This is a genomic window from Desulfurobacterium crinifex, from assembly GCF_054656775.1.
Window position 1 is genome coordinate 1,668,204 of record NZ_BAAHXO010000004.1, and the last position, 12,554, is coordinate 1,680,757.

Annotated in this window: 7 protein-coding genes; all 7 read right to left on the reverse strand. The window is 36.5% G+C overall.

Going from position 1 to position 12,554, the window contains the following annotated elements; genetic code table 11:
- Nucleotides 1–5: 5 nt before the first annotated feature.
- Complete coding sequence (locus tag ACYQ3A_RS10600) at nt 6–1,844, reverse strand: hypothetical protein (RefSeq protein ID WP_459897294.1); 1,839 nt, start codon at nt 1,842–1,844, stop codon at nt 6–8.
- A gap of 90 nt (nt 1,845–1,934) precedes the next feature.
- Nucleotides 1,935–3,353 (reverse strand): RNA-guided endonuclease InsQ/TnpB family protein, encoded by a 1,419-nt coding sequence (locus ACYQ3A_RS10605; protein WP_459897296.1) that lies wholly within the window; start codon nt 3,351–3,353, stop codon nt 1,935–1,937.
- A gap of 645 nt (nt 3,354–3,998) precedes the next feature.
- Entirely contained in the window at nt 3,999–4,985 is a 987-nt protein-coding gene (locus tag ACYQ3A_RS10610; protein ID WP_459897298.1) for a hypothetical protein, read from the reverse strand.
- A gap of 222 nt (nt 4,986–5,207) precedes the next feature.
- Nucleotides 5,208–8,219, reverse strand: coding sequence for an SLBB domain-containing protein (locus ACYQ3A_RS10615; RefSeq protein ID WP_459897300.1), 3,012 nt, complete (start codon nt 8,217–8,219; stop codon nt 5,208–5,210).
- A complete protein-coding gene (locus ACYQ3A_RS10620) occupies nt 8,212–9,408 on the reverse strand; it encodes a GumC family protein (protein ID WP_459897302.1) in 1,197 nt (398 codons plus the stop codon). The genes ACYQ3A_RS10615 and ACYQ3A_RS10620 overlap by 8 nt, the downstream gene beginning before the upstream one ends.
- A gap of 110 nt (nt 9,409–9,518) precedes the next feature.
- Nucleotides 9,519–11,543 carry an STT3 domain-containing protein gene (locus ACYQ3A_RS10625; protein ID WP_459897303.1) on the reverse strand — a complete coding sequence of 675 codons (2,025 nt, stop codon included), beginning with the start codon at nt 11,541–11,543 and terminating at the stop codon, nt 9,519–9,521.
- 27 nt (nt 11,544–11,570) lie between these two features.
- Nucleotides 11,571–12,545, reverse strand: a complete 975-nt coding sequence (galE, locus tag ACYQ3A_RS10630) for a UDP-glucose 4-epimerase GalE (protein ID WP_459897305.1) — start codon at nt 12,543–12,545, stop codon at nt 11,571–11,573.
- Nucleotides 12,546–12,554 lie beyond the last annotated feature (9 nt).

Consider the following 12,554-nt stretch of genomic DNA (forward strand, 5'->3'; position numbering starts at 1 on the left):
ATTCACTATTCTGCTGCAGGCACATTGTAGCAAGCCTCTGTGTCATTGTCAAAACCAACACACAACGTTTTACCAGCAAATCCACTATAAACTCCATCATTCGTTTCAGATGCATAGGCAACTATAGCATCACAGTCTTCTGCACTTCCTAATGAAGCTGTACCATTTGTATAGAAACAAATCTGTGTATACCCTCTAATAGAAGTAGCTGAAGGCCAGCTATCCTCAGAAGGTAAGGAAGGTTCTACCTTTAATTCATAAGTACTATTCCAGGTATCAAATCTCAGAATGCTTACAGGATATGTATCCCCTGAAGTATAGTTTCCACTTTCATCTTTATCCCAATAAACAACCCATTGACCACCAGACTCAACTGCTCTTAAAACATCATACGTCTCATTAGATGTCTCGTTGGCAGGTGGTGATGGAGGAGTCACTTCACTTTCATTAACAGATGTTACAACAACGTTAAACTCTATTTGCTCCATTGGGAAACCAACAGCAACTATACGTACTTCATAGTTGCCTGGATAACCTATATCAACCAAATCTTCATTTCCACCTGCAGCTAACTTCTGTTCAACTTGTTCAAGATCATATATAATATGACCATGGTCATCAATCCTTATTACGTCTGCAAGATCATTTGTGTAAGTAGCATCTACAAGTTCTCCATTGGAATTTCTTCCCCTAATATGAAGAGTTGCATCCTGAGGAACCCTAACGGACACAACATCAGCAGTACTGTTAGAAAGAGTTATCTCAACAGGGGAAAGAGTAATCGTAGCTTCCCTATTTGAATTCTTGTCGTTTACATAAGCAACAAACGTTGCCTCATAAGTCTTATTCTCGCTTCCTACCAAATCATGATTTTCAACCCAGCCATCAATGGAGATAGTTTTATTTTCACTCACTTGAGATTCTGTTAGTGTTGCGTTGCCACCATTGTAAATGGAAACTCCTCCGATCTCAATAACTCCCACATCGAATTTTACAGATTGGGTTGCATTTGAAATCTGATCTATAGAAGTAGAATTTGCACTAATAGCAGTAGTGATAGCCTCACCAATAGTACTGTTGAGAGAGGCGTTCTCAACGCTATCATCAACAGCATCCAAAATTGAATTTACCAATGCTGAAAATCCAGCTTGAAGAGTAGTAGCATTGCTAACATTAATACTTTCTATACTATTCAGCGCTTCTACTACTGCACTGGTAATTAATTCTCCAACTACTGTATCATTAGCTAAATCCGATTCTGATGCAGTTGCTAACCTTTCAGCTATAGCATTAACAACGGCATTTATAGCAACCTCATCACCAGGAGCTATTTCTCCTATTGCATCTATTATCTCAGCTATAACCTGAGAAATTTCCAACGCATCAACCGGAATAGTAGCATTTACATAATCTACATCTAAACTGTCAAGTTTCAAATTCTGACGGATTTGCTCTGCCGCCGTTGGATTAACAGCTGCTAATGTTGTAAATGGTGTAATGTTCTTATACCCTTTAGGAGCTTTGAGAATTCCATGAAAGTCCTCATCCAAAGTTAGATCATGACCGTTATATACTTTGAGGACATAGTCACAATTTTCATTAACTTCAATCTGATAATCTCCAGTGGCATTCGTAAGAGTAGATGAAGGAGCGCTACAGTTATTAGAATACTCTACAAAAACTGTGGCATTTGCAAGATAACCGTGGATAACCTTCCCTGATTTTGTTTCTAACGAAGGTGTTGGGGTTGGTGTCTCTCCGCCACCTCCACCACCGCCACATCCAAACATTGCAGCGGAAACAGTTGCAATTACTCCGAGCTTCATTAGCTTTCTGATACTCATGCTTCCCTCCTTTTTTATCAATGTAGTTTTATATATCGATGTTTCTTATCAAAAATTTATTATACCAAAATCTATTTGCCACATAGTGAACTACTCCGTCCTTACGGACGGAGCTTCTGAGGGAGTTTGGTAGGTTATCCCTACCCTTATCCCTCGTGGTGGGTTCACTCCACCACATACTCCTATCCCTGCATACAGCAGGGATTCAGAGATACCTTCACTCAGCTTGTAGATTCTTATCCTGACTGTTTCCTTTAATCCCGTTACAAGGTCAAACCATTTCTTTTTGAACTTCCTCAATATGTTCCTCGCTCCGTTAACATCTGCATTAATGAGTCCTTTGATGGGTGATAGGAAAAGTCCTCTCTTTACCCTCCTTCCGTTACCTTTGCTTTTCTTTGTAACTCCTGCTTCCCTTTCGCAGGAGTCGGTAACGGAAGTATAGCTTTCATCTATCAGCTTGACTTCTATCCCTACCTCTTTGAGTTTGTATGTTAGATGTTCTGTTACTTTACCGTGGGGTAACAGCTTGAACATTTGATTTACAAGGTCTGGTAGGTTGTTTTCCTTGTTCTTCGATTCTTGAACCTTCCCTATTACTATCGTCTTGACTCCATTTCTAACCGCAAGTTCCTTTATCAGGTTACTTACTTTATGAGCGTAGTCCCTTATTAGGTTCTTAACACTCTTCCAGAGCTTATGCAGTTTCCTTTCTACTTGAATTGTCGGAAGTCCTTTGTTTTTCAAGTTATCAAGTCTGCTCTGGAGCTTAGCTATCTTTTTGAGTTTCTTCCAGAGTAAGGTCTTTAATCCTCTTCCGTCTACTATGTAGGAAACTGGATTTTCTTCTATTGCACAGGTCGCAAAGTTTGAAATTCCATAGTCTATTGCTAATATTTTATTCCCTTTAGATTTAACTTTTTCGATTTCTTTCTCATACACTACTACAAGTTTAAAGCTTATGTGTCCATAGGATTTATAAGGAACTATCTGAACATTGAGAACTTTGAGCGTTTTTAAATCTTCGTATCCCGTTTCTATCCAGAGGTATTCAGGAGAAAATCCAAAGTTTTTGAGCAAGTATTCTTTCAAGCCTTTTGAGAGGGAAAGTCTGACTCTGCTACCTTCTACCTTAAATCCTGTCTTGTCCCAAGTTACTACTCTGTGAGGAGTTTCAGGGTTTACATACTTTGGTGGTTTAATAGTCTTTACTCCTTTCTTCTTATACTTTTCAGGGTCTTTCAAGAACTTAAAGAAGTTGCTCCATGCTCTTGAGAGTTCGTCAAGGACTATTTGGGCTGAGCGGGATTGTAGGGAGCGTAAGTGTATTGAGTTGTCTTTCAGCTTGTTGTATAGGTCTCTGTAGTCTGGTTTTGCTAACCTGTTCTTTATGAGATAGTTAGCTTGATTCCAGAGTTTTCCAGCGTGATAGGTGAGGTGTCCGAGGATTATTTCTTGTTCTTTCGTTAAATGGTTTAGTTCTATTACTAACGCTCTTTTTACTTTCATTTCTACGCTTCTAACTTATATTTAGGACTGTTCAATTTCAAGGTGCTTACGCACCTGCAGGCTTTCATCCCCTCCTTCACGGAAGGGGTCCTCCCGCCCGCAAATAAGATAAACGGTGAATAGTGAACACTTGTCAAAAGTTGTTAAATCCTCCTTTTGTAATTCAATGAATAGTGATGGTGAACAGTAATTACTCACCAGTCTCTATTCACCGTTCACTATTCACCACTTTGCTTTTCGCCTGAGGCCTCTTATCCGTTGCCCCTCACCTATTGTCTTTTCCCTATTGTCTGATACCTATTACCTCTAAACCACCTAATATTTAATCGACCCTGCTCGATAGCTATCTACTACCTGCTATCTCTCTGTAAACACAGAGAATTGCAGGATACCTTCTAATCAACTTCTAAACTCAGTTCAGTCAAGTCTTTGGGACATGTGTTCCTTCTCGCTGGAAGTCCCCACCCCACACTTACCCCTTTTAGAGTAAGCGGTCAACTACTACCAACTAATCTCAGCCTGTTCAGTTGTAGAAGACCAAATTATTACCGATATATATTATACCACAATTTCCTAATTTTTTGTGGTTAAGTTCTAAAGATACCATTGCATTGCTATCGCTTATTCCATTTTTCTTTTCACTCTTCAGTTCCATAAAAATATCACTCCCACTTCTGCCCATCCATAACGATGGTCAAAAGTTGTTTGTGAATACCTGTTATACATAAATGGTATTACACCGTTAAATTGACTATGGAGATATTCCCCTCCTATCGATAAAATAATGTTTCTTCTGAGAAAATAGTCAACTTTTGCCCTCAGTATATGATTGAAGTTTATGTAGCCAAGATCGGTATTCCTATTTAATCTTATGTAGTTATATTCTATTGAAGTTAAAGTTTTAAAGGGTGTTCTAAGGAAAACTGAAAAACCTCCTTTCCAGTAACTTTCATCTCGAGAAAGATCCATTGGTAACTCTGGAAGTTTATCTTTATAGCTTGAAGGAATCATATCTTTAAGATTGGTATCTATCTTGGTATTTATATCTGTCTTACCGTACTCAAAGAATACGTTGGGATAGATAAAGTCAAAAGCCTTTCCTACGGTGATTCGTATAAATTTTGTTGAGTCTTTCAAATCTTTCAGTTCAAAGTAAGGATCTCTCTTTTTTGGAACTCCATACTTAATTATCAGGTCTGTGGTTTCTTTTACAAACCAGACGTAAGATGGATCTACTTCTATGGAAATGTCCGGTCTGAATTTGTGAAGGTAATAGTTAATGTCGTTGACATTTGAAAAAGTTCTATCTTCTCCAATATTTCCTTTTAAACCAATGTCAACAGAAAGAAGAGATTTGAATGATTTTCTGATGGAGAGATGATAAGAATAAACGTTTAATTTTCCACTTCCATAATCAATAGAGCGTGAGGTAATTCCTGTTGATATCATTGATTGATAGGTGAGCCCATAATTGAGATTAAGTTTAAGATGCTCATAGTTCCCAAGCGAATCTGTTCTAAACTGTGAAGAGATGGTTGAAAGTTCCTGCTCTTTTATGTTGAAAATATCAATGGTATCATCCACTCTTCCGTAGAAAAAACCAGCTTCCCATCTGCCCTTAGGAATTACCATAGAAGCTGAATAGTCAGAAGAGTAAGTAAGGTAAAGGGGAAGTTCTTGAGAGAGTGAGGAGGGAGAAGTGAGAAGGGAGAGGCAAAAGGCAAGAGGCAAGAGGCAAAAGATAAAATCCAAAAGGCGGAAGGCAAAAGGCAAAAGGCAATTATTACTAAACATTTTCACTCCTATAACTAACTATAACTAACCATCACTAACACCAACACTACCACTCACTCATTACAACTTCGCAACAGTGTAAATTATCACTGCACCCTGATAAATGATCTGTACTACGTCCTTGAGGAGGGGTCTCCACATGGTAGGAACATGGATCTCTGTCGGAACAATAATTGCGTCTCCAGGTTTCAGCCTGTAATCAAGTATGTCTGTCGCATATTCCTTAGGCTTTCCCCACTCCGGAAGGTTTCTTCCATCCCAATCTTTCCCTCTGTTTAAGTTAGAAGAAGATACTACAGAACCGTCAGCTTTTATTACAAAGATATTTTCTTTATCTGCATCTTTTGTAAGTCCTCCTGCCATCGCAAGGTAGTCTCTTACAGTCATCCCTTTTACATAAACAAGGGCAGAAGGATTATAGATTTCACCAAAAACAAGGACACTTCCAGGTTTCTTAGGTATGTAGATTTTATCGCCGTCTTCTAAGAGAATGTTATACGGAGAGTTTTTCAGTTTTTCAAGGTCATAAGGTACTACAATACCGGAAATCCTTCCAGTAACCTGAGCTTTTTCTATCTCCTCTAATAGCCTCCTTTTTGCTTCAAACGCTGCCTGTCTTGCATGGAGTTCATTCTGAGTTAGATCAGATTGCATTACACCGGCTTCCTCTTTCTCAAGCTCTTGTCTCATTAAAGCTATTGCCTTAGCAATTCTTTCTTTTTGCATTTCCTTTACAGATTTTCTAAGAACAATAATTCCTTGAGGATAAGCATTCTCTCTAAAACCTCCAGCTGCCTTTAAAACATCGTAAAGAGTTGTCTTCTCATTTATCTTAAACACTCCAGGATTTTTTACGTAACCTAATACCGTTACTTTTTCAACCATCTCTTCAGGTTTTATTTCTTGAATAACAAGTCTATCACCAGGATTAAGAGTTATATCAACTTTAGGGTTTCTTTTAACGAAAAGATCATATAAAAATACAGTAGCAAACTTTTGTTTAATGATATCTCTTTCACTTTTTGCTTTTAGTTTTATATTTTGTAATTGTTGAAATTGCTCGTATTCTCTATTTCTGTTTTCTATCCTCAAACTTTGTAGTCTTTGCGAAATAATCCCCTCAGAAGCAATTCCTCCATCTTTATATTGATTTTCCTCCTTATGTATCAATCGAGAATTTTCCTCATTATTAGAATTTAGTTTAAGAATTTCTGAAGTATATCTTTCTTCTACTTCTCTAAATATTTCTACTTTAAGCTTTTTGACATCTTCAGTAAACTCAGCCGACGAAAGAGCTTCTGAAAGTTTTAAACCTTCATGGTAAGAAAGGTAGTAAGACTTCTTAACAAAGCCTGAGACTTTAATTGGTGAATAAATGTATTTTGGATAAAACTTTATAACATCAAGTTTGTGAATTTCTATATCCTCTTTTCTCTGTAACACATCTATAGGAACAAATTTCTTAATCTCTACTATATCGAGAGTTTCTGGATCTCTTCTATCTATTTCTGCATAGTAAAGGTTTGTATTTATCATGAGCATGTCGGAATTTAAAATGTCTGAAAGTTTCATTCCCTCTTTGTAAGCATAGACGCCAGGGTATTTAATTTCTCCTTCAATAACAAATGCGTCTTTCACTTTATTAAAATCGATATTTCGAGTCTCTCCAAAACGATAAAGAATAATTTTATCTGCAGGTCTTAGCGTAATATCTCTTTTCCCATTCAAAACGTCTTCAGGTGAAAATGTTATATATGAAGGAATAGAACCTGGAGGATAACGTCTTTCTATAAGAGCAAACTTCATATTTGAGTCTATAAAGAAAAGATCAGATTTTAAAAGCTCTGAAAGTTTCATTCCTTCCCTATATTCATAGAGCCCAGGATAGGTTGTGTACCCATCAATACTAACCGCATTTTGTGGAATAGAAACAACCTGTTTAATTACAACTAAGTCACCATCTTTAATCTGTTGAGATGTAAATTTCCTGTCATCTAATGTACCCTCTATAACCTCAAGAAATTTATTGTCTTTATACCTTTGAATTATTACTTTATACCTGTAGCCTGAAGGAAGAAGTCCCCCTGCCATCTTAATTAAATCTTCTACTGTTTCACCTCCTTTTAACTCATAAATTGCAGGTTTTTTAACTTTTCCAGCAATTCCCGCTACTTTTCCAATAGAACCGACAAATATTACATCTCCATCTTTTAGCTTCATATCAATTGGTTTACCTTCAAGTAAAAGCTTGTAAAAGTCTATGTGAATGCGCTTTAAGCCCTTAGAAGTTTTTCTTGTAATTACTACATCTCTTAGCGTTCCAGACTTTTGAATCCCTCCTGCCATCATTATAGCGTCTATAACCGTATTAACTCCGGTAACTACAACAGCTCCAGGACGTCTTACCTCACCCGAAACATAAACTGGAAAAGTTCTTAACCTTCCAACGGTTAGTTTGATGTTAGTACCAAGAGACTTGGAGATTAGATTTTCAGCTTCCCCAAGAGTCATTCCCCAGACATAGAACACCCCAAGACCAGGTATGTAGATCTTTCCTTCTCTATCTACGATCAGTTTTGTTATTCTTGAAAGGTCAACTCCTGGAGGGTTACCTATTACGTAAAGAAAGAGTTCATCTCCGGGGCCAAGAACGTAGGATTTATCAACAGGAATTGAAAGCGCAAGTCCTGGTTTGCCGGAGAAAAAGTTATATCCAAATTGTTGTAGCTTTAAATCAAGGCTTTTTATACGTGCTAAAAATCCGCTTTCAATAGAAGAGATTTCTGTCTTAGCTTCAATATTTTGTATTGTCTCAATCTTACCGCTTTCCTTACTTTCACTTAACTCTGAAGTTACCTCTTGACCAACTTCTGCATTTTCTCGAATATCTCCGTGAGCATTTCCTTGAATACTTCCCTCTGTACCGACAGACGAAGAGGATTGGGACATACCCGATGAGACAGTAGATTCAATAGAAGCATATAAATCTTTTTTGTTCTGGTTAATAGTTTGTCCAGTAGCTAAACTGCTTAAGCATAGAAATATACTAACACTTAACAAAAGCTTACGCATTATTTTTCTCCTCCCTGTGTCTTTTCTTTACGTTGTCAAGCCACTCTCTGAAGAAGGCTGCAAATATTCCCAAAAACAATCCTGAAACAAGGGCAACAGCAACTATAAGTTTTTTCTTAGGTTTATACGGTCTATCTGGAGTATAAGGTGGATCTATGACTTGAAAGGATATCTGTTCTTTCATTTCTTGAGCTTTTGCCATTTCATATTCTTTAACAAGAGTTTCAAATAGTCCCTGAGCTATGGACATCTGAGCTCGAAGTTTTTGAAGGTTTAACTGGTACTCAGGAAGGGATATATAGCTTAACCTTCCCTGTAATCCTTGAAGTTTTTTCTTTAAATTCTTTATCTCTTCTTTTAGTTTTCCCATTTCTTCAGGACTTATTTCTTTACTCTGACTTAGAATCTCAAACTTTTTCTGCTTAGCAATTAGCTCTCCTTTGAGCTTACCATACTCAAGAGCATCCTTTCCAAATATAAGAGGCACTTTCTTAATCTTACCTTTAATGAATTCTTCGTAGATTTTCTCAATCTCAAGTAGTTTTTTTCTTGCAATAGCAAGCTGCTCTCCAACATATATTCTGTATTTTTTGGCAAGTGTAAACGCCTTTTCGTTAAGCATATTATTAGCCTCTTTTAAAGCAGCCTCTGCTATTTTATACGCAAGTTCAGGATCTTCTTTGAACTCGACGGATAAAGTAATAACTCCGGTTTTCTTATCAGTTGACACAGAGATTAACGTATCCAATACATTTGCACCATCTAATATTGTTGGTGGTTTATCGTTTTCTCCTTCTAAGATCCACTTTTTATTTTCCTTATCCCATTTATCAGGAAAGAGCTTTGGAAGAAGATTTAAATCTTTAATAATTCGCTCCTTGAGAGTTCTACTTTTAAGAACAGCTTCAACTGTTAGACCTGACTGCCCTCCAACAGGAAGAGATACCGGAAGTGAAGCGAGTAGAGAAGAAAGCCCTCCTCTTTCCTTTCCTCCCAAGGGCATTAACGAAGTTTCTGTCTTATAAACAGGAGGTAGGATGAAACAAAGGATTAAAGCTATTGCAGTAAAAAGTCCTGTAATCCCAAAAACTAATTTTTTTCTTTTTTTAAGGGTTAACCATAGTTCATAAAGGTCTATCTCGTCTTCCTCATAGTAAGGTGGATAACAAACCTGCTTTTCTTTTTCCAAAATTTACCTCCATCATTAGTACTGGTACCATAGTTAAATTCTTCACCACTGCAAAACTTCTAACAGTAAAAACCATCTCAATCCCTCTCGCGTCACTCGTCACTCACCACTCATTTCTCATTTCTCACCCTATAAAGAACCATCGTCGGGAAATCATCATGGACAAGTTCAAAGTACTTCTTATCAAAACTTCTCAAAATATACATTTGATTAAACATTGACTTATACGGTTGTTCAGCCATAAGAAACAGATGGCTTTTTTTATCTTTCTTTACTATTTCAAAGTAGAGCCCTTTTGAATGGTATTCTTTCTCTACAAATCTATTTTCATCTTTAATAACCAATTTCTTAAGAGGAATAGACCTTCTATTCTGAACAACTTCTCCTTTACCAAGATCTATTATTAAACCTCTACATACAAGAACACGAGGTTTAAAACTTCTACAACCAGATAACTGATAAATAGGAGATTTTATTCCTTTCTTTAAATCAAAGTTCCAGGTACCAAAATAGTTTATCCATGCAAACTTACCTATTTCATCTCCTGTAAATGCCCAGTAGATAGGATTATTTACAGGTTTTGAAAAAGTTCCTGAAAAGATTAAGTTTCTAATTTCTTCCGGTTTCTTTCCTTCTTTCAAAAGTTCATTTATCCCTTTTGCACCTATGTTAGAAATACCCAAAATAACATTATGAGCAATTTTCGGATCAGATGTAGAGAATGAGGTTGCTACAAAGTAGGTTTTAGGAGAGCCCTGACTTTGACCGTCGTGAAATACAGCTCTTCCAGCCAAGTATTGAATAGCAGTGCCGTAATCCCACCACGTCCATATCCAGCTATTTTCTGGAGTCAAACCTCCGAGTTTTATAAAGTCTCTTTCGAGCTCTGGTGTTATTTTTGGTTTTGCAACAAAGGCGAAAGACGGTTTGTTTATGTATATAAAAAACCCACTTAATAAAAAGATAGATAGAAGTCTAACTGCATAGATTTTATAGGAATTGATATCTTTCTTTGTTCTAAGATAAGAAATTAGCAAGTCAAAAAGATAACCAATCCCTACTCCAATAAATGGAGAAAGATACATGGCAAAACGGTTTCCACCTTTTAGTGCCATAATTCCTATCAAGAATATTGGAAGTAACAAATAGGTTTCTCTGAACTTTCTCATAAATAATAAAAGAGCTCCAGCAAAACCAATTCCGAAAATTACAAGATTTCCCGTAGAAAGTTGAGCAATCTTTGTAATATCAAAATGCTTAGCTTCACTTATTGACATAAACACATTAGGAAAACCACCACTAACAGCAGGCTTGAAGTAGTTTACCAAATATACTTTCACCAATCCTATGATATTGAAAACACCATTAAAAACAAAAATTGGATTGGAAAAGATAAGAACTGTTAGAAAATATAAAGCTTTTTGTTTTAAGCTGTTCTCTGTATCAAAGAAAAATAACCCTCCAGCATAAACAAATAGAATAACAAGCATTAATCCAGGATGAGCATACCACCAACAGTAAGCTTGCGATAAAATACCTGCTATCGCTAAGTCTAAGTACTTTAGTTTTCCCTTAGAATGAAATGACCTTAAAAGGAAGAAAGCAATTGCAAATGGGAAGAAAAGATTTAGAGAATCGGTATCAAACCTTGCTATTGAAGTCCTTACAAGATACATAAGAGACACTACACCTAAGAGGGCTCCACTAAAGCCTGCTACGGGTAATCCAATTTTAAAGAAATAAAGAACTAAAGGAACAATAAAAAGAATGGCAAGAAACGGTGTTAACCAAAGGGATATATTCTCTATATAAGTATTTTTCAACTTTGCAAGTTCAGCTCCAAGCCAGCTTTCCATAGGTATAGGAGAAGGATAAGTTGCATTATCAGGAACAAACCTTAAAGGATCTCTTTCTCCAGCATTATAGTTACCATTCAGATAATCTTTTCCCCAACGAGCAAAGAAAAAAGCATCATAACTTGTAAAAAGCGGACGATCTTGATAGTAAAATTGATTTTTATACTTTTCCCAGATATTTAAATCATCAAACCTTATATAAAGCCCCACAGTTATAGGAATAATTATCGATATCAACAGTAAAATTAATTTCCAAAACTTCCTTCCCTCCTCTCTCACTCTTCACCTCTTACCTTCCATAATATATCAAAACTTTCTACTTTTCTCCCAATTCCAGGCAGTACGAATTATATATTCTAAATCGTCAAATTTTGGCTTCCAGCTTAAAACATCCTTAACCTTTGAACTATCTGCAACAAGAATTGCAGGATCACCAAGTCTTCTTTCTGTTTCTTCAACCTTAAAATCTATACCAGTAACTTTTTTTGCTGTATCTATAACTTCTCTCACAGAAAATCCACATCCATAACCGCAGTTAAGTACTTCGCTATTTCCCCCTCCAAGCAAGTATTCAAGCGCTAAGATATGAGCTTCTGCAAGATCATCCACATGTATATAGTCCCTTATACATGTTCCATCAGGAGTGGGATAATCCGTTCCAAAAATCTTTATACTTTCTCTTTCTCCTTTTGCTGTTTTAAGTATTAATGGTATTAAATGTGTTTCCGGATTATGACTTTCCCCTATTCTTCCTTCTGGATCAGCCCCTGCAGCATTAAAGTACCTTAAAGAAACATATCTCAAGCCATGAGACTTATCAAAGTCTTCTAAGATTTTCTCAACAAAAGCCTTTGATTGTCCATAAGGATTTATAGGTTTTATAGGTTCTGTTTCTGGAATAGGAATTTTTTCAGGATTTCCATAAACTGCAGCAGTAGAAGAAAAGATAAATCTATTTACATCATTTCTTAACATAACTTCAAGAAGATTTATTGTGTTAACCGTATTGTTCTTGTAATACTTTAAAGGTTCTTTAACCGATTCAGCAACCTCTATGAATGCAGCAAAATGCATAACTGCGTCTGGCCTAAATTCTCTGAAAATAACATCTAAAGTTTTTTTATCTCCTAAATTCGCAACAAACAATTTGCCGTATAAAACAGCTTCTTTGTGTCCTTTAGAAAGGTTATCAACAACTAAAACTTCATATCCTCTTTCTCCCAATACTTTAACTACATGACTCCCTATGTAGCCTGCTCCACCTGTGACAAGTATTCTCATTTTGACTCC